Origin of the sequence: Rhodovulum sp. HP10, from assembly GCF_047553435.1 — a bacterium.
GTDB lineage: Bacteria > Pseudomonadota > Alphaproteobacteria > Rhodobacterales > Rhodobacteraceae > Rhodovulum.
In genome coordinates, this window is the sequence record NZ_CP180201.1 from 1347774 (window position 1) to 1367601 (window position 19828).

Sequence of the window (19828 nt, forward strand, 5' to 3'; positions counted from 1 at the left end):
TAAGGGATCGAAATGACCTACAAGAAGAAACTGATCGAAGTCGCGATCCCGCTGGAAGCGATCAACGCGGCGTCGGCGCGGGAGAAGTCGATCCGGCATGGGCATCCTAGCACCCTGCACCTGTGGTGGGCGCGGCGACCGTTGGCGGCATGTCGGGCGGTGCTGTTTGCGCAGCTGGTGGATGACCCCTCCAGCCTCCCGGATCAGTTCCCGACCGAAGAGGCGGTAGAGGCAGAACGCAAGCGCCTGTTCCAGATCATCGAAGAGCTGGTGAAATGGGAGAACTCGACCAACGAAGAGATCCTGGAGCGGGCGCGGGCGGAAATCCGGCGCAGCTGCGGCGGTGAACTGCCGCCGGTCTATGACCCGTTCTCAGGAGGTTGCTCGATCCCGCTGGAGGCGCAGCGTCTGGGCCTGCCCGCCTATGGGTCGGACCTGAACCCGGTGGCCGTAATGATCGGCAAGGCGATGATCGAGATCCCGCCGAAGTTCAAGGACATGGAGCCGATCCATCCGGGCATCAAGGACCGGTCCTTCTATCGCAATGCCGAAGGGCTGGCCGAGGATGTGAAATACTACGGCGAGTGGATGCGTGAAAAGGCGTGGGAGCGCATCGGGCATCTTTACCCCCAAGTTGACCTGCCGAAGGAGTACGGTAGCGGCAAAGCGACGGTGATCGCCTGGATCTGGGCCCGAACGGTCCCGAGCCCGGACCCGGCCTTTGCTGACGTGCAGGTGCCGATTGCGTCGAGCTTCCTTCTGTCCTCCAAGACTGGGAAGGAGGCTTGGATCGAGCCCATCGTGGACCGGCAGGCCAAAACGGTCACCTATCGCATTCGGCAGGGCGGCACCAAAGCCGAGTTGGAAGCCGCAAAAGGGGGAACAAAGGCCGGGCGAGGGGCGAACTTCCGTTGCCTGATTTCAGATACAGCTATCACAATGGAACACGTACGACGTGCCGCCAAGGCTGGTTTGGGACAGCAGCTCATCGCAATAGTCGCTGAAGGTGAACGGGGCCGAATTTTTCTTGCCCCAAATGCTGAGCAGGTTGAAGCTGCCCGCTCCGCGAAGCCCTCATGGCGACCGGATATGACAATTTCACCTGATCGGCGTGCATTCACTCCTCCAGACTATGGAATGGAAACTTTTGGCGACCTATTTACCGACCGGCAATTGGTGGCGCTGAACACGTTCAGCGGTCTGGTACATGAGGCGCGAGAGAAAATCGAGGCTGATGCCTGCACCACCATCTCTTCTGACCCCTCCTTGCTGCGCGACGGCGGCAAAGGCGCCAAAGCATATGCTGAGGCGGTTAGCGTATATCTGGCGTTCGGTGTCAGCCGTCTGACTGACATACAAAACTCCCTTTGCCGATGGGAGTCTTCGAAAACTCAGGTTCGAAACCTTTTTGGTCGACAAGCCATTCCCATGATGTGGGACTTCGGAGAAAACAACGTATTTTGCGATGCCGCAGGTGACTACCGGACTAGTCTTGGAAGCATCGTCAAGGTGATTGATCGCTTCCACCCAAGTAACGAAGGCGTTGAAATCAACCACGACGCCCAGACAGTTGTCTATCCCGAGGGAACAGTAATTTCTACTGACCCACCATACTACGACAACATAGGCTATGCTGATTTGTCGGACTTCTTCTTCTGTTGGCTTAAACCTGCCTTGCGGTCAGTTTATCCCGAAATCTTCGGCGTGTTAGCTACTCCAAAAGCGGAGGAGTTGATTGCCGCTCCTCACAGGCAAGGCGGGAGAGATTCAGCAGAGATATTTTTTCTGGATGGGATGCGCCGAGCAATCGCGAACATGGCTCGACAATCGTCAACGGCCTATCCTGCGGCAATCTACTATGCGTTTAAGCAAAGTGAGGTTGCTAATGAAGGGGTCAGTTCAACTGGTTGGGCTACATTCCTACAAGGTATTCTTGACGCCGGATACTCAGTCGTAAGCACTTGGCCAATGCGGACGGAACTAGCGAACCGGATGCGGGGGCAGGAGAGCAACGCCCTTGCCAACTCGGTTGTTCTGGTCTGCCGCAAGAAAGAAGCGTCGGCCGACGTCATCACGCGGGCCGAGTTCATCCGCACCCTAAAACGCGAACTTCCTCCAGCCATTTCTGAGCTTCAAGCTGCCAACGTCTCGCCCGCCGATATGCCGCAATCAGCAATCGGACCTGGTATAGGCGTGTTCTCTCGATATGCCGCCGTGCTGGAGGCCGACGATAGTCCGATGACCGTGAAGACCGCCCTACAGCTGATCAACTCTCAGCTGGATGAGTATCTGAACGACCTGCATGGCGAGTTCGATGCCGAGACGCGCTTTACCGCCACCTGGTTCCAGCAGCACGGGTACGACAAGGGCGAGTATGGCACCGCCAACAGCATCGCCACGGCGCGCGGGATCTCGGTCGAAAGCGTCAAGCACGCCGGGATCGTCGAAAGCTCGGCCGGGAGCGTGCGCATCTTCAAGCGCGCCGAGATCGACCCTGAGTGGGACCCCGAGACCGATGATCATTTCACGATCTGGGAGGCCTGCCAGCACCTGATCCGCACGCTGGAAAATGACGGCGAATATGCAGCGGCGGAACTGCTGAAGAAGATCGGCAGCGAGCGGGCCGAGACGGTCAAGGACCTTGCCTATTACCTCTACGACGTCTGCGGCAACAAGCGCCAGGATGCCAAGGAGGCGACTTCCTACAACGGCCTGATCGCCGTCTGGACAGATTTGACCCGGCTGGCGGCCACGATTCATGTGACCGACAAGAACCGCCAGACCCGCATGGATATTTGAAGGTGATTTGAGATGGCAAAAAGCACGCGCCAATATGTGTTCGAGGGGATGGAGCATATGCAGAAGGGCCTTCAGCCCTTCGTGATGCAACGGCTCGAAGCGGGGATGGGCAAGGGATGGCCGCAGGACGTGATCTCGCGCTTCCCCGAGTGGCGACCGGAATCCAACGGAAAGTTCACGCTCGATACGCAGAAGCTTCTGAAGATCATGGAGCGTCTCTGGAACGAGGCGTTTCGCGACGTTCTGGACCGGACGCACCGCTCGATCGTCAACGAGCTGATCGACGTCCGTAACAAGCTCGCCCATGATGGCAAGTTCTCCTACGACGATGCGGAACGGGCGCTGGACAGCATGCGTCGCATCCTCGACGCGGTGAGCGCCGGGGACAGCGCCGACGAGATCGGCAAGATGCGGGAGTCGATCCTGCGAACCAAGTTCACCGAGCTTGCCCGGAACGAGGAGCGCAAGAAGAGCAGCTCCACCACGATTTCGACCGAGACCGTTTCGGGGCTGCTGCCGTGGCGCGAAGTGGTGGAGCCGCATCAGGACGTGGCGACCGGCGAGTTCCAGCAGGCAGAGTTCGCGGCTGACCTTGCCAAGGTCCACAAGGGCACGGCAGCGCAGGAATACTGTGACCCGCGCGAGTTCTTCAGCCGGACCTATCTGACAGAAGGCCTGAGCGCCCTGCTCAAAGGTGCAGCCAAGCGCCTCTCCGGTGCCGGTGGTGATCCGGTGGTCGAGCTGCAAACCAACTTCGGCGGCGGAAAGACGCACTCGATGCTGGCGCTCTATCACATGGCAGGGCAAACCCGTGTCGGCGATCTGCCGGGCCTCGATCAGCTGCTGTCGCGCAACGGGCTGGATGTCCCCGAGAAGGTCAACCGCGCCGTTCTGGTCGGGACGTCGCGCGGTCCGCAGGACGTCATCACCCTGGAAGGCGGTCAGGTCATCAAGACAACCTGGGGCGAGCTGGCATGGCAGCTTGGCGGTCAGGCTGGCTTCGACATGATCGCGGAAAACGATGCCCGCGGTATCGCGCCGGGCTCGAACCTGCTGGAAGAGATCTTCAACAAGTTCTCGCCCTGTCTGATCCTGATCGACGAATGGGTCGCCTACCTGCGCCAGATCTACAAGATCGAGGGGCTGCCGTCCGGTTCGTTCGACGCGAACCTGTCCTTTGTCCAAGCGCTGACCGAGGCGGTGAAAGCCGCACCGCAAACGCTGTTGGTCGCCTCCTTGCCTGCCTCTCAGATCGAGGTCGGCGGTGAGGGTGGGCAGGAAGCTTTGGCCCGTCTGAAACAGACCTTCAGCCGTGTCGAAAGCTCATGGCGACCGGCATCGCAGGAAGAAAGCTACGAGATCGTCCGGCGGCGCCTGTTCCGGGAAATTCCCGGCGACAAGTACCTGCATCGCGACAACACGCTGAAGCAGTTCGCGAAGCTCTATCGGGAGAACCCTAACGACTTCCCGCAAGGCTGCGCCGACGAAGACTACCGCCGGAAGCTGGAGAAGGCCTATCCGATCCATCCGGACCTGTTCGATCAGCTCTACACCGCTTGGGGGTCGCTTGAGAAATTCCAGCGGACCCGTGGGGTTCTGCGTCTTATGGCCCAGGTCATCCATGAGCTTTGGATGTCCGGCGACCCTTCCGTCATGATCATGCCCGGCAGTGTGTCCATCAGTTCTGAACGGGTGGAGCCCGAGCTTCTGCACTATCTGGACCCCTCGTGGCAGTCGATCATTGCGGGCGACATCGATGGCACATCTTCAACCCCGTACAGGGTCGACCAAGCTGCGCCAAACCTGAACCGCTACTCGGCCACACGCCGCGTCGCCCGCACGGTCTTCATGGGAACGGCCCCGCTGCACTCTCAGGAAAACAAGGGGCTCGACGACAAGCAGATCAACCTCGGCGTCGTGCAACCCGGAGAGAAGATCGCAATCTTTGGCGACGCACTACGCCGCCTGACCAACCAGGCCAAGTTCATGCACGGTGACCTTGGTCGATACTGGTACTCGATGTCCGCGAGCCTCAACCGGGTGGCGGCAGATCGGGCAGGACAACTCGAAGACGCGCTTGTCCTTGTCGAAATCGACAAGGCCTTGTCGACCTACATCAACGGCATTGCAGATCGTGGAAACTTCGATGCCGTCCAGGTTGCCCCGGACAGCTCCGCAGCTGTGCCAGATGAGGCGGGCGGTGTCCGTGCCGTGGTTCTTGGCGTGGCGCATCCGCACAGTGGCCGAGACAACTCGGATGCGATGACGGAAGTGAAGGACATCCTGCTTCAACGTGGCTCAACGCCACGCGTCTATCGCAACACCTTGGTCTTCCTGGCTGCGGACTCCCGTCAGCTCGACAACCTGAAAGACGCCATGCGTTCCCTTCTGGCATGGGATGGGATCGTTCGAGATGCGAACAGCGGACGCCTGGACCTCAAGTCCAGCGAAATGTCTCTCGCCAAAGACAAAGCTCAGGAAGCCAAGGAGACCGTTCAGACAAGGCTCAAGGAAACATGGGCTTTCCTGATCTATCCTTATCAGGACAGCGCCCAGACCGACGTCGGCTTCTCAGCGGCCCGCATTCCGGCTCAGGATGGCCTCTTGAGCCGGGCAAGCAAGAAGCTAGTCAGCGAAGAGGCTCTTCTTCCAGAGATTGGTCCGGAGCGCCTGAACCGCGAGCTGGAAAAATACATCTGGAACGATCGCGACCACCTGCATCTCAAGGACCTTTGGGAATACCTGAACCGATACACCTACCTGCCCAGACTGAAAGATCGGGATACTCTGATCCGCTGCGTTCGTTCTTCGATCGCGCAAATGGTGGCGGGCCCCTTCGCGTATGCTGAAACTTATGATGAAGCTCAGAGCGAATACCGTGGTCTTTCCATCGAAAGCGCAGGAAGCGCTGCCGTCACGATCGACGCCGACAGCGTCATTGTAAGGCCGACTGTTGCTGAAGCCGCGAGAGCAAAACAGGTACCTGCTCAAGCGGAAAGGACCACCAGCACCTCGATAACTTCATCTGGCACCCCAGTCTCGCCAACAACAGCCGACGGGGAGCGTGAAGGCGGGACCACGGCCCCAGTGGGTCCAGCCCCCGAAGCGCCCAAAGACCCAACAAGGTTCCAAGGCACTGTCATGATCTCGGCTGACCGCCCTGCGAGAGATATGGCCCAAATCGTTGAGGCGATCGTGGAGCAGCTGACAACGGTCCCTGGCGCCGAGGTCACACTCCGACTGGAGATCGATGCCGAGGTGCCTTCTGGCCTAGATCGGTCGAAGGTCAGAACGCTGACCGAAAACGCGGCTACCCTCGGATTCATTGAGAAGTCCATCAGGTAACATGAAAAACTGAAGAAAATGTCGGGTTCATGCCGCCTTCTTGGCAATGCGGCATGAATTCGGCAATTTCTGTAGGGTTCCGCATGCGGAGGAGATCGAGCGCCGCCGCGACCGCATGGGCGCCCTGGTCAAATCCCTTGGCACGATGGTGTCGGCATGTGTGGCTCAGAAATAGCGCAGGGCGGCAGCAACCCGGCCCGTTTCGACAGAGGCTTACCCATCCCCGAAATACTTGTCGGCCTCCCCAACCCCGAGGGTCTCAAGCGCCGTACGGTCCATCTCGAAACCCTCCGGCCTCACCAGCACATGCGGGATGAAAGGCCCACCATAATCCACCACAGGATGGCCATCATGGGTGTGAAGCTCCCCGTTCGCTTCTTGGGCCAACATGATGAAGTCGACGAGATACTGGACGCCATTGAACAAGGCACTTCGTTCTGCCGCAGGAAGGTCAACAATCTTTTTGAGGTCGATAACCTGGTTCATCAGGGCAACGAACTCCTGCTCGGTGAAATTCTCAGGGAGTCGTTTGGCGAAATCCTCAAGGTTCATGGTTGTGCCTTCTGCAATATGGAAAGTGCCCGCGGGCTCCCTCAACGTCGGGAGCTGCCACGTACTGATGTAGGCTAACTTTTCCGGATGACGCAACAAGAACCATCACTCGCAATGACCTTTATCCCATTGCTTAAATTGCGAAAAAGTCACTCAGTCCTTTTCGCATATGGGCTTCGGCATGATTTTAGAGTGACCGGTCATGGGATAATTCATCCGACGTCGAATAGATGTCCGGCCCAACTCGCCTTGGGTGAAGAGACTAAAGGCATTCGAAGACGAGCACGCGAAGCTGAAGGCGATGCTAGCCGGACAGCGGCACGTGACCTGCCCCCAGAGGATCTGCCGCGGAAGATGTAACGCGCATTCGACACGCAAGAACGTCATGACCCCGGAGGGGTGACAGATACTGTAATACGCGATCCGGGAATCGCCTTTTCTCCTTTCCCTCCAATATCGTCTCGCTACTGTCCTTGCAGAAGGACCTTGTCGTTACCATTGGGAATACGCCCTTGCCCCTTGATCCCATCTCAACCGTTCATCCCGTGACTGGGGCAGTCCGTTTCGTGAGCCCGGAATTGTTGGCCGAAACCTACCTCTGCCCACCTCCTGCGGCCTTCGAAGACACCGCTGCTATCAGGGAGGCGAAGAGCGCTCCCTGGTCGTCGAGCCTTGCGGTCGCCCCCGATGCCACGATCGCCGCCGTATCGAGAGCCCTGAGCGATCTGGTCCATGCCGCGCCCGCGCTGGATCCCACGTCTGTGGAGGTGGATCGCCTGCCCGAGGGACGTGCGCGCACCCATCTGACATCGCTACGTGATCTGTGGCGAGACATAGGACGTCTCCCCGAAGATCTGGTACCACTTGCACACGCGCAATCCTGCAGGGCCGAAGATGCTCTCGCCCCATTGCAGCTTCTGTCAAGCGGCAGTCGGATTGGGGCTAGAGCCAGCGAGGTTGCTCTTGCAGAAATGCTCGAGCGCCATCATGGCTTGACGGTGAATGTGAGGGCGTTCCCAGGTCTGATCCCTGCTGGGGCCGGTCTTCTTTCGACGTTTCAATCTGGTGGCATGGCGCCATGCGCGCCCATCTCCGTCACTGCCCTGCGCGACCCTCTTGAGGAATTGCGCCACGCCGCCGCGCGAGCGCAACGCATGCTGGACGATGGCACAGTCCATAGCGCCGAGGAGATCGGCCTTCTCTTGCCCGACGATCCCGCATGGCTGGTCGACGCGGAGGCTGCCTTTGCCAATCTGGGTCTTCACCTCGGAGGTCTGCCGGGCGCACCCGCTCGGGATCGAGCGACCGAAGCACTGCATCTCATCCTGACGGTATTGAACAAGCCTGTGCCCGGCATGGCTGCCGTTGCTCTTGATGCACTGGGTCTCGGGACCTCCGACGGTGAGCTGCGCGGGCTTCTGCGCCGACATCCTGCCACGGGTGGCGAACTTGCGAAAACCCTTCGCGCAATCGCCTCGCACGTTCCGGGGGAGATCGCCACGGCTCTGCGGGCCATGCCCTGCGGCCCGGAGGAAGCCCCCGTCGACTGGGCTGGTCTCATTGCGGCAACCCGTCCCGGCACCCTGCCCGAAGCGCCGGTAGCGGCCACGCGCGGCGCGATTGCGGTTTTCACCGAAGGACAGAACCCATGGCGCGAAGTCCGCCATCTCCTGGCGCTCGGCTTCGCGGGGGACCGTTTCCCTAGCGTGTCAGGTTCCGGTCCGTTCTGGCTGGAGCACGAGATAGACCTGATTGAAAAATGCTGCGGCATCGCCCTGCCTGGTCGCCGTGCATCGCTCGAACTTGCCCGCGCACGGCTGGATCGGCAGTTCGCCGCAGTCTCGGAAGGTATCGAGATCACATGCCCCGTCCGTGATCGCGCCGGGGGCCGGCTGGCGCCTGCTGCCGCGCTCGACTTGATCGCGCACAGGCTTGGGACAAAAGCCGAGGACCTGATCCGCCCCCTGTCAGAGGATCCGGCCGACTGGCCCTTTGACACCCACGTTCCGCTCCCGGCAGCGCCGCGGACATTCCCGGCCGATCGCACGCTCGACCTCAACCGCGACCTCACCGGCTTGCGCCTCAAGGAAGACGGCACGGTGCGCCCCCAATCGCCCTCGCGCCTCGACACGCTGCTCGTGTCTCCTCTCGCCTGGCTCCTTGGCGAACTGGGGATCGAGGACAAGGGGTGGGGGCCGGATGCCCTCGATGCGATGGTACGCGGATCGCTCTTGCACAAGGTGCTGGAAGCACTCTTCCCGCCTGGTCCACCGCCCGATCCCGGCAGCATGGCGGAGGCTGTACCCGTCGCCATCGACGCCGCTATCGAGGATGATCGCGACTTGCGGTTCCTCGGGGCTCCCGCCTGGACGGTCGAACGCCGTCACGTCGCCAGCGACCTCACACGCATTGCCATCCGATGGGCCGAGATGTTGCAAGAAACCGGCGCAACCATCCACGCGACCGAGGAGTACCTTTCCGGTGAGGCCTTTGGCATGGGGCTCCACGGCAAAGCCGACACCCTGCTCAAATTGCCGAACGGGACCATCCTGGTGATCGATTACAAGAGCGGCAAGTCCCCCAAACGCGTGAAGCGCATGGAGAATGGCTGGGACGTTCAGGCCGAGCTCTACGGGGGCATGATCCGGGGCAGCGCACTCGCGGAGGGGAAGAATGCTGTCGCCGTGGGGTACCTCAGCCTTGCGGACATGGTGGCCGTAACCAGCGGCAAACTGGCCGGAGACCCCTTCGGCCCTTTGGACGCCGATACACATGGTGCGGCGAAAGAGAAGCTTACTGAAACCGTCGCAGCACTGCGGCAGGGACGGGTCACGCTGAACGGATCCCCCGATGCCAAGTTCTTCGACGACCTCGGGGTTGGTGCCTATGCCCTCGACAACACGATCGTGAGCGCATTCCTTTGGGAGGACGACCAATGACATTCCAGATCGTTGGGGCAGGCGCCGGTGCGGGCAAGACCTGGCACATCCAAGAGGCGCTTAAGGAATGGGTTACTGAAGATGCAATCAGACCCGAACGCATCCTCGCCGTGACCTTTACCGAGACAGCCGCCTCCGAACTCAAGGGCCGCATCCGTGGGGCCTTGCTGGCGGCTGGTCGATTGGTGGAGGCGGCGGCCATCGAGCGGGCCTATGTCTCCACCATCCACTCCCTCGGAAACCGGATACTGACCGAGCATGCCTTCGCCGCGGGCCTGTCCCCTTCGTTGCGGCTGATCGAGGATGCGGAGGCCGAGCTGCTCCTACGACGGGCAATGGCGGATGCCGACGCGATCAGGGTGTTTACCGATGATCTCGAGGCCCATGGCTATGCGTGGAGCTACGCGGGGGGCGACGCCACGGACGCATTCCGCAAGGATCTGCGTGCGGCCATCGCCAAGCTGAACGAGCTTGGGGAATTCGGCGACGATCCGGAACTGCCTGCGCGCGCGGCCGAAGCCTTGAAGATCGACTGGCCGAAGACGGACGCGAGCGGCGACAAGTTGGATGCAGGCCTGCGTCGCTCCATCGAAGCCATGCTGAAGGCCTTCCCGGACGGGATTGTCGATTGGGCAAAGAGCGGTGCCGCAACAAAGGATTTCACGTCGAACCATCGTGACCTCCAGCGCGGACTGTCGGAGGATGCCTACACCGACTGGGCTTGGTGGCAGCGTCTCACGAGCCTTCGGGTGAAGAACAGGGTCCAGCCGACCCCGGACGGCTACGACGATCTCGCCGAGGGCGTGATGCAAGCCGCTGGGGCATTACCCCGCCATCCAGGCCCGAAGATCGAGACGGCCCAACGCCTGCAGATGCTGCTCGCGGGAGCACAGGAGGTGCGTCGTCTGTTCGCGCAGGCCAAGGAGCGGCTCGGCGTGGTGGATTTCGGCGACATGATCGCCCGGGCTGAGGCCCTTCTGCGTGCCCGTCCCGAGGCTGTCGCGGCCATGATGGACGGAATCGACTGCGTGATCGTGGACGAATTCCAGGACACCAACCCCGTTCAGTTCGCCCTTTTGGCGCATCTCATCAAGGCCGCCCCCCGCGTCGTCCTGGTGGGAGACGGCAAACAGGCCATCATGGGGTTCCAGGGGGCTGACGCGCGCCTCGCGGCCGCCCTTGCTGCGCAGCGCCCCAATGATGCGCATACGTTGGACACCAACCGGCGGTCTGTTCCCGGGATCATGAACCTCGTGAACGATCTCGGCGCCGGGCTCTTTTCAGATTACGCACCCTTGGCACCGCATCGGAGCGCTGCTGACGGTACACCGATCGACGTCATGCGAGTCGAGAACAAGACCGCGACCAGCAAGGGAGAACCCCTGGCCAAGGGCTCGCATCACATCGCCGAGCGCATTCGCAGCCTGATGGACGAGAGCCGTACAATCATCGACAGGACTACGGAAACTCCCCGTCCCATGCAGCCTTCGGATATCGCCATCTTGTGCCGCACGCACGACAAGGCGCGGGAATACGCGGACTGTCTCACGCACTTGGGCATCCCCGTGGATCTCGCCGAAGATGGCTGGTTCACGTCAGAGGTCGTCACCGTCGCCCGGGCGGCCCTTGCCGTGATCGCCGATCCGTCAGATGCGTTCTCCGCCGTTATCTTCCTGACGCATGGCCCGGCGGCGGTGTCGCTGGAGGCAGCACTGACTGCTATTCTGGATGGCAACCTCGCCGCGCATCCAGCGTTGGCTTCTCTCGAGGCGTTGCAGGAACGGGCATCCAGCTGGACGGCAGCAAGGCTGCTCGCAGGGCTGCGAACGGACGCCGACCTCGATGATTGGGCCGCCGGGCTGGAGGATCATGCCCGCGCCCACGCCGACCTCGCCCGCCTCGACGCAGAGGCCGCAGCCTTCGAGGCCGCAGACCCCGTCACCCGTGCCGCCGCCGGCGTCTTCGGCTGGGATATTCGATCCTTTCTCGCATGGCTCGCGATCCGCACGGATGCGGGCGACAATGCACGTCCTGATCCGAGCGGTTCGACAGCGCGCGGCGTGAAGATCGCGACCTGGCACGCGTCAAAGGGGCTTGAATGGCCAGTGGTCTGTGTGACCGGCCTCGACTGGCCGGTCGGAGAGCGCGCCAATACCCTTCGCATCGAATTCAGCGGCTGGGACGTCCCGGAAACTTTGCTCGAGGGGGCCACGATTCACTATCATCCGGTCGTCGCTTGCCGGGAGGTGGCCGCACATTTCGCAGCCGCCCGCCGCGAGCCCGCCGCCGTGACAGAGCGCTGCCTGTCCTATGTTGCCATGACACGCGCACGGGATCTGCTGGTTCTGGAATGGCCAGACTACGTGAAGGAAGACGCGGACACGGTTTCACGACTGCTGGCCGAAGAAGGGAAGCTCGAACTCGGCACCGGAGAAATCACTGTCGGAAAGTCGAAGCATCCTGCGCGTCTGACCAACCATGGCAAGGCCTTCCCTGAGTCCTTCGCTGACAAAGGCATCGAAACAACAACCGAAGCTGAAGTCCGACCCGGTCGCCCGGAAACTCCAGGTCCGCGCGGCGCGCCTCTCTTCCTGCGTCCATCCGACGGCGGTGAGGCGACAGCGCTATGGTCTCTCGAGACCCATGCCCTTGGTGCCGCTCTCCCGCGCGAGGCGTTCGACGATGCAAGCTTGCGCGGAAGCGCGCTTCACCTTGCCATGCGAGTCTTTCTACAGCGCCCTGACCGGGCAATTGATCTGGGCGCAGCAACCGGCCTCTCGCCAGAGACCCTCGTAGCTCTCGCGGAACAGGCGAGAAGCCTGCATGAGACATTGGCAGAGCATGGCTTCACCGACTTGCACCCTGAGCTTCCATTCGACACAGAGATTGCAGGCGGCACCCGGATCCGCGGCACGGTCGATCTCCTCGGCCTGAGCCAAGATGGGCGAGAAGCAGTGATCATCGACTACAAGTCGCCTGCACCGGAATCCCCTGTCGAAGCTGCCCAGCCGTACCTTGCCCAACTCGGAGCATATGCCGGCGCACTTTCGGCGCTCCGCCCTGAAACCCGGCTGGCGCGTGCGGGCATCCACTTTCTAGGGTCGGGCACGCTTGCATGGGGCTCGCCCAGCATGTGACACCCTGCGCAAAGCCAGTTGCGCTGGCCCTCACCTCCTACACCCTGAAAGCCGCCGAATGACTCTTGCCCCCGCCGAGGCAGAACGCCTCCTCCGTTCCCGCTACGGTGATCCCGCAAAGGCACCGACCGACTACATCATCGGTTTCCGAAACTCAGTCGGGCGCGTCCTTGCCATCCACCGCACGAACCAGACCACTCGTGTCTGGTTTCAACCACCCGCACCACCGCAACTGGACGGCGTCGCGCTTCTGCCCGAGCCCAACAACGGCAACCACCATATCAACGGCCCGCTCAGACCGTTGACGCGACCAGACACTCAGCGCGCCGAGATCGACAGCCCTACAGCCCTGCAACGCTTTCTCGACTGGTACGATGGCGCGCCCGCGATGGCCCCGAAAACGCCCGATCTTCTGGAAGGCATCGATTTCACCAGCGCCTTCACCCGCTTCCAATCGCTGATTACCACCTTCGACGCCCCTTTTACGCGATTTGACGAAGGACTTATCGCCGCCTGGGAAAGCTACAAGCCCCGCGTCCGTGCCGAGGCATTGACTCGCCTCGGCGCCGACAGCTGGACGCAGGATCAGGTCGGCGACGGCGCTATCGCCGCCAAGGTCATCGCCGCCATCGAAATCCAGGCGACGCACGGCGACCTGAACAACAACATGGTATTCTGGCAGAACCGATATGGCCACGCCAACCGCGACCACCGCGCCCTGATCGAAGCGGCGACAACGGGCACCGGCCTGCGAACCCTCGAACGCCTTTTGTTCCAGCTCTATCGCACCGACCGGGACGAAGCAGCGCTGTTCGACGAATTGAGCGAAGCGACCGGCGCGAAATACCCGCTGATGGCCTTCCTGTTCTTCCTCAAGGACATGGATCGCTTCATGCCGATCCAGCCCACCGGCTTCGACCGTGTCTTCGGCGAGATCGGCCTAGAATTCCGCACCCTGCGCAATTGCACCTGGGAGAACTACAGCCAGTTCAACGGGATCTTGAATGCCCTCCGCAAGCCAATCGCGGAACAGGCAAGACTGGACCACGTCCGCCTAATCGACGCCCATTCCCTGCTGTGGCTGTTCTCGACCCTGCTGCGTAAAGAAGCCAAAGGCGAACTGGCAAAAGGTGAAAAGGCCGACGCGCGCTACCTCGGTGCCCGGGAGAAATCGATTGCCGACATCAAGTATTCGGTGGGCAAGACGGTCTTCAACTCCAACGGCCAAGTGGTCCCGACGACGGTCAAGAACAAGGAGCTGCACATGTCCGACGCGGAGTTGGACAATCTGATCCGGGACCTTCTCACCATCCAGGAAGACCGCTGCGCCATCACCGGCCTGCCGTTCCAGTTCCGGGGCGCACAGACTGACGACAACATGCTGCCCTCCTTGGACCGCATCGACAGCAATGGGCACTACGCCAAGGAGAACCTACAATTGGTCTGCCGCTTCATCAACTTCTGGAAGCAAGCATCTGATGACGCTGAGTTCCGCAGGTTGGTTGGCGTCGTTCGTGGCGATGACATGGAAGGGGGATAGCAGGCACCGAAACTGCGGAACGACAATCACCAGATACCTGATCGGCCCCGAGCTGCCGTTCGATCCAGGACCAAGGTGCGTCCGGTCCCTGAACACAGCCGGTATGGTTCCGGACGCTGCGAATGTCCGGCGTCACCTTTGCATGCCTTTCGGGCGGCAGCGGAGCAGGCAAAGGCCCATACATACTTAGCTTCGCATTGTCACCGGCTCCAAGCATGGTTCTTTGTATTTGTATGGTAGTGTTCGGGTGAATGTTAGCGGTTGGCAGGTCACGCAAAAAGCCTACACTTAACTTTGGAGCTAGTGAGTGGGAAATGTGGCCCGCAACACCGGCTCAGAGGCCATCAAACGCAAATTGGAGTGGCGGAACCGTATCTAAGATGCTATCTCTTCCCTAAGGAGATCCCAGTGTCCAGCTATGTCGCCATGAAACAAAAATCGCACAGTGTCGCAGATGTGGTCGCGCGATTCAGTCGGCAGAAAAAATTCATGCCGGTGAAGACCTACGGACATGTCTATGCTGGGAAGGTGACCGAGTTGGCGGGAGATAGCGTCGAGCTCGACATGACTGAAGAGCTCTTGGTAGCCTTAAAGCGTCGAAAGATCATTAGCGGGCGTCGCATGGTCAGTCTCCTCGGGCAGCACCAGCGCGAGATCCGGAGCTGACCTTTTGGTCTTCGACCCATTTGGCGACTTCGACACACAGGGTTACCTGCGCAATTCTCAAGGTTTGACCGATCCAGAGTCTGTCAAGCACGTTGAGCATTCATTGTTCCTGGCAAATCTGGATGACGCAATCGACATGCTGCGCACGCGCAAGGTGATTGATTATGGCAGCTTCCTCGACGTCCACCGGATCCTGTTCGAGGACTTCTATCCCTGGGCGGGGCAGGACCGACTGACGACTGCGCCGGCGCTCTACATCACTAAGGGCGAAGCCCACTTCGCCCAGGCCACGGAGATCCGAATGGCAGTCGACTGGGGTTTGACCCTGGCTGACAGAAACCTTCTCGAAAACTGCGGGACGGTACTGGGTCAGTTTGCCCTTGGGCATCCCTTTCTGGACGGGAACGGACGGACTATCATGCTGGTCTTCGGGGAACTCTGCTATCGGGCAGGCTTCGGCATTGCCTGGGAGGGAACGGACAAGACCGACTACCTGGACGCTCTCACGCGGGAACTCGATGACCCCCGCCCGGCGCCGCTCAATGCTTACCTCGCCCCCTATATCGCGGCTCGAGTTCCACATGAGGCCTACTCGAAGACGCTCAATGAACTGCCCGGTCTCAGTGGGATGGAGCGTTTCATCGATGAGGGGAGAGAGATCGCAGGCTACACCTCCGATCCTGGCGCTAAGAAAGCCTACGAGGCCTATATGGCTGCCCGTAATGCCGCGATACGCGTCGAGCAGGTCAAGACGGTTAAATCTTGAGAATGTCACATGCTTGACTCATGGGACGGCCCACAAGTGTCTACCGCTTTTGCGCCACGCTGAGTTCGCCTACTTCCGAGATAGACGTTCAGACGCCGAGCGGTGCGCTGATGCAAGCTCCGCATTGCATACGTTCGTGCAATTTTCTGCGAACGGCAGCGCTCGTCCGTTCGTGTCGGCGCCTGGCGTAAAGTTGCGCCTTGCACGAAAGCCGCTTGGGCCGACACCCGCCATTTGCGGCGGTCAGCCCAAGCGGCTGCTATGGTCTTGGCCGACCTAAAGCGCGCCTGCATCCACTCTTCAATGCAACCGCGGGCTGCTTGCCATGGCCTCTGCCCTCGCCAGCATTCTGGCCACATGGCGCAGGTTGAGCTCTTGCGTGTCGGCAACTTGCTCGATCACCTCGCAGATGGCGCCCAGGGCAGCATCAGACAGCCCCCATCGTGCGCCCTCGCGCTCCGCGAAGGAGATGAGGTCTCCTTTGCCGGGGCCGGCGAGGCGCAGGATTTCCAAGCGGCTCAGGAACGGGGCCGGAAGCGCCGTCAGGCTGTTCGAGGTCAGGACCCAGCTTATCCATGACATGTCGAAGCCGACCTGGTAATAGGGGCACTTCCATGCCAAGGCAGACGATCGCTCCAGCAGCGGCAGCAGCCCGTCGGCCAAGCCGTAGGCCTGCCCCTTGGTCGAGGTCGGCGTCCCGGCCTTCTCGATCTCGTCGATCACCACGATCGGGTTCGCGCAGAGGCTCTGCACGATGGTCTGCAGGGGCCGTCCAGGGAATGCCGAGCCCCAGCCACGTTGTGAGCCGTTGACGACGAAGGAGGCCTGTTCTGCGGTGCCCTCGATGCCACAGCGCGGCACCCCGAGATGGCGCCCGAGTTCGCGCGACCACACACTCTTGCCGATCCCCGGCGGGCCGTCGAGCAGCACGGGCGGCAAACGGAATCCGGGCTCCCCCACCCGTACCGAGCGGCGCATCGCTGTCCAGAGGAAGTCAGTGGCCGCCGCCATCCAAGGCATCTCGGCATGAATGGCGGCGGCGATCTCATCGGCGCGGTGCTCGCTGGCGATGCCGACTAGGTCCGCCCCGCAGCGGAACACCTCGAGCGCGCGCCGGTCATCCGAGCTGAGATGGCTGAGCCCGGAAGCCTTGGCACGCGCGCCCATTACCCGGCGCGCACGGCGCAGTACCTTGTTGCGGTCCTTTTCCGAGAGCGGCACGGCGATGAGGTCCTCGTTCCAGCGCAACTCATCCTCAAAGTCTCCCGGAACCTTTGCGGACACCCCGTCATGAAGGGCACGGAGCTTGCGCAGATGCCACTCAAAGCGGCGCTTTAGGGCGAACTCGTTCTCGTCGGGATCGGCGAAGCGGGCATCGATAAACTTGATCTTCGTCATGGAGGTCCTTTCTGGCGCATCGCGCCATGCCCTCGAGCAGCGGTTCTGCAGGAGGAGGAGGTTGGAAAGAACCCGGCCGGATTTGCCTGTGGGATGCCGAAAGCGCGGCTGGCCGTCAACGGCGCCCACCAGGGCGGAGCACTGCTACGGCGCACCAGAGGCCGTAAATCCGCCAGACGCGCAAGCCGTTGATGTAAAAAGAAAACCACCGGCTACGGTGCAGCCGGTGGTCATTAATCCTGTGCCGGAATGGACAAATTACCCCGGAAATGGACAAGATTTAGTGGGTCCTACAGACTTTGAGCCTAGAGCATGATTACTGGCATTTCGAATAGCCACAGCTCATGCATGTTCTGCAACCTTCCACCATCCGTATCTCATAGGCACCGCAGCTCGGGCAGGACGGGCCGCGGGGGGTGTCGCCAACCGCCATCTCCTCGTATTTCGGATCGATCTTCAGGCCCTTGCCCTCGGCCTCGATGAATCCGATGGTCACCAGATGGCGCTCGATCACGCCGCCGATGGCCGCAAGGATCGAGGGAATATACTTGCCCTGCATCCAGGCCCCGCCGCGCGGATCGAAGACGGCCTTCAGTTCCTCGACCACGAAGCTCACATCGCCGCCCCGCCGGAACACCGCCGAGATCATCCGCGTCAGCGCTACCGTCCAGGCGAAATGCTCCATGTTCTTCGAATTGATGAAGACCTCGAAGGGGCGGCGGCGACCGGCGATGACGATGTCATTGATGGTGATGTAGATCGCATGCTCGCTGTCGGGCCATTTCAGCTTGTAGGTGTTGCCCTCCAGCTCGTGCGGCCGGTCGAGCGGATCGGACAGATAGACGACATCGGCGCCGGTCTCGGCCTCGGGCGTCTTCTCCGAGCTCTCCGACACGCTCAGCACCGAGCCGGTCACGTCATTCGGCCGGTAGGTCGTGCAGCCCTTGCAGCCGGTTTCATAGGCCTGCATGTAGACGTCCTTGAAGGCGTCGAAGGCGATGTCCTCGGGGCAGTTGATGGTCTTGGAAATCGAGGAATCGACCCAAGTCTGGGCCGCCGCCTGCATCCGCACATGCTCGGAGGGCGGCAGAGTCTGGGCATTCACGAAATACTCGGGCAGCTCGGCATCGCCGAACTTGTCGCGCCAGAGCTGGACGGCGTAGTCGACCACTTCCTCCTCGGTCCGGCTGCCGTCGCGCTGCAGCACCTTGCGCTTGTAGCTGTAGGCAAAGACCGGCTCGATCCCCGACGAGACATTGCCCGCGTAAAGGCTGATCGTCCCCGTGGGCGCGATCGAGGTAAGCAGAGCGTTCCGGATCCCATGCTCGGCAATGGCAGCGCGCACATCGGCATCCATATGCGCCAGCGCACCGCTTCCGAGATATTGCTCGGCATCGAAAAGCGGAAACGCGCCCTTCTCCTTGGCCAGTTGCACCGAGGCCAGATAGGCGGCGCGGGCGATCCGGTGCAACCAGCGCGAGGTCTGACGCGCCGCCTCTTCCGAGCCGTACCGCAGGCCCACCATCAGCAGCGCATCGGCAAGCCCGGTGACGCCAAGACCGATCCGGCGCTTGGCCTTGGCCTCGTGACGCTGCGCGTCGAGCGCAAAGCGCGAGATGTCGACCACGTTATCCATCATCCGGACCGCGGTCGCGACCAGCGCCTCGAGCTCGGCCTCCTCGAGCGCTGCCCCCTCCTCGAAGGGGTTGGCGACAAGGCGCGCGAGGTTGATCGAGCCCAGCAGGCAGGCGCCATAGGGCGGCAGGGGCTGCTCGCCGCAGGGATTGGTGGCGGCGATGGTCTCGCAATAGGCGAGGTTGTTCATCTGGTTGATGCGGTCGATGAAGATCACGCCCGGCTCGGCATAGTCATAGGTCGCCTGCATGATCCGGTTCCACAGATCGCGCGCCTCGAGCGTGTGATAGACCTTGCCGCCGAATTGCAGATCCCAGGTGCCGTCAGCCTTCACCGCCTCCATGAAGGCATCGGTCACCAGCACCGAAAGGTTAAAGTTCCGCAGCCGTGCCGGGTCCTGCTTGGCGGTGATGAACTGCTCGATATCGGGGTGGTCGCAGCGCATCGTCGCCATCATCGCGCCGCGGCGCGAGCCCGCCGACATGATCGTGCGGCACATCGCGTCCCAGACATCCATGAAGGAGAGCGGCCCCGAGGCATCCGCCGCCACGCCCTTCACATCCGCGCCCTTGGGCCGGATCGTCGAGAAATCATAGCCGATGCCCCCGCCCTGCTGCATCGTCAGCGCGGCTTCCTTCAGCATGTCGAAGATGCCGGCCATGCTGTCGGGGATCGTGCCCATCACGAAGCAATTGAACAGCGTCACAGCCCGGCCCGTGCCCGCGCCCGCGGTGATCCGGCCCGCGGGCAGGAACCTGAAATCCTCGAGCGCGGCAAAGAATTCCGCCTCGCGGGCATCCCGCTCCGCCTCGGGCTCGGCCTCGGCCAGCGCCCTGGCGATGCGGCGCCAGCTGTCCTCGACCGTCATGTCGACGGGCGTCCCGTCCGAGCCTTTCAGACGGTATTTCATGTCCCAGATCTGCTCGGCGATGGGGGCGGCGAAACGGCTCATTTGGGGATCCTCGGATGCGCGCGGAAGATTACTCGGCAAAGGAGGTCGGTGGGGTCGAGAGTACCGACGCTGTTCCTTGAACTCCGCAACAGATAGCTT

The 19828-nt window shown here is 61.5% G+C and carries 10 protein-coding genes; 7 read left to right on the forward strand and 3 right to left on the reverse strand.

All coding sequences use genetic code 11. The features are described from left to right. Positions 1-12 precede the first annotated feature (12 nt). Both ACK8CO_RS06265 and ACK8CO_RS06270 read left to right on the forward strand, forming a co-directional pair. Positions 13-2799, forward strand: a complete 2787-nt coding sequence (locus ACK8CO_RS06265; RefSeq protein ID WP_414898551.1) for a DUF1156 domain-containing protein — start codon at positions 13-15, stop codon at positions 2797-2799. Between the two features lie 12 nt (positions 2800-2811). Continuing rightward, positions 2812-6144 carry a DUF499 domain-containing protein gene (locus tag ACK8CO_RS06270; RefSeq protein WP_414898552.1) on the forward strand — a complete coding sequence of 1111 codons (3333 nt, stop codon included), beginning with the start codon at positions 2812-2814 and terminating at the stop codon, positions 6142-6144. A 213-nt stretch (positions 6145-6357) separates the two neighbouring features. On the opposite strand, the gene ACK8CO_RS06275 is transcribed toward ACK8CO_RS06270, so the two are convergent. Then, complete coding sequence (locus tag ACK8CO_RS06275) at positions 6358-6696, reverse strand: hypothetical protein (protein WP_414898553.1); 339 nt, start codon at positions 6694-6696, stop codon at positions 6358-6360. 1154 nt (positions 6697-7850) lie between these two features. Between ACK8CO_RS06275 and ACK8CO_RS06280 the strand changes: the two genes are divergently transcribed. From ACK8CO_RS06280 to ACK8CO_RS06300, 5 genes are all read left to right on the forward strand, one after another. Then, positions 7851-9635 carry a RecB family exonuclease gene (locus ACK8CO_RS06280; RefSeq protein ID WP_414898554.1) on the forward strand — a complete coding sequence of 595 codons (1785 nt, stop codon included), beginning with the start codon at positions 7851-7853 and terminating at the stop codon, positions 9633-9635. Beyond that, the gene (locus ACK8CO_RS06285) at positions 9632-12772 is read left to right on the forward strand and encodes a UvrD-helicase domain-containing protein (protein ID WP_414898555.1); all 3141 of its coding nucleotides are present in this window, start codon (positions 9632-9634) and stop codon (positions 12770-12772) included. The genes ACK8CO_RS06280 and ACK8CO_RS06285 overlap by 4 nt, the downstream gene beginning before the upstream one ends. 58 nt (positions 12773-12830) lie before the next feature. After that, entirely contained in the window at positions 12831-14312 is a 1482-nt protein-coding gene (locus ACK8CO_RS06290) for a hypothetical protein (RefSeq protein WP_414898556.1), read from the forward strand. 408 nt (positions 14313-14720) lie between these two features. Next, positions 14721-14978 (forward strand): hypothetical protein, encoded by a 258-nt coding sequence (locus tag ACK8CO_RS06295; protein ID WP_157982236.1) that lies wholly within the window; start codon positions 14721-14723, stop codon positions 14976-14978. Between the two features lie 4 nt (positions 14979-14982). After that, positions 14983-15744 carry a Fic/DOC family protein gene (locus ACK8CO_RS06300; RefSeq protein WP_414898557.1) on the forward strand — a complete coding sequence of 254 codons (762 nt, stop codon included), beginning with the start codon at positions 14983-14985 and terminating at the stop codon, positions 15742-15744. A 300-nt stretch (positions 15745-16044) separates the two neighbouring features. Here the strand turns inward: ACK8CO_RS06300 and ACK8CO_RS06305 are convergent, their stop codons facing one another. After that, positions 16045-17142, reverse strand: a complete 1098-nt coding sequence (locus ACK8CO_RS06305; RefSeq protein WP_414898558.1) for an AAA family ATPase — start codon at positions 17140-17142, stop codon at positions 16045-16047. Between the two features lie 316 nt (positions 17143-17458). Beyond that, a complete protein-coding gene (locus tag ACK8CO_RS06310; RefSeq protein ID WP_080615288.1) occupies positions 17459-19729 on the reverse strand; it encodes an adenosylcobalamin-dependent ribonucleoside-diphosphate reductase in 2271 nt (756 codons plus the stop codon). Positions 19730-19828 lie beyond the last annotated feature (99 nt).

Excerpts from the sequence above, each read along its gene's own strand:
- ACK8CO_RS06310 (WP_080615288.1), bottom strand. The coding sequence starts at position 19,729 with ATGAGCCGTTTCGCCGCCCCCATCGCCGAGCAGATCTGGGACATGAAA.
- ACK8CO_RS06305 (WP_414898558.1), bottom strand. The coding sequence starts at position 17,142 with ATGACGAAGATCAAGTTTATCGATGCCCGCTTCGCCGATCCCGACGAG.
- ACK8CO_RS06270 (WP_414898552.1), top strand. The coding sequence starts at position 2,812 with ATGGCAAAAAGCACGCGCCAATATGTGTTCGAGGGGATGGAGCATATG.
- ACK8CO_RS06280 (WP_414898554.1), top strand. The coding sequence starts at position 7,851 with ATGCTGGACGATGGCACAGTCCATAGCGCCGAGGAGATCGGCCTTCTC.
- ACK8CO_RS06285 (WP_414898555.1), top strand. The coding sequence starts at position 9,632 with ATGACATTCCAGATCGTTGGGGCAGGCGCCGGTGCGGGCAAGACCTGG.
- ACK8CO_RS06290 (WP_414898556.1), top strand. The coding sequence starts at position 12,831 with ATGACTCTTGCCCCCGCCGAGGCAGAACGCCTCCTCCGTTCCCGCTAC.
- ACK8CO_RS06275 (WP_414898553.1), bottom strand. The coding sequence starts at position 6,696 with ATGAACCTTGAGGATTTCGCCAAACGACTCCCTGAGAATTTCACCGAG.
- ACK8CO_RS06265 (WP_414898551.1), top strand. The coding sequence starts at position 13 with ATGACCTACAAGAAGAAACTGATCGAAGTCGCGATCCCGCTGGAAGCG.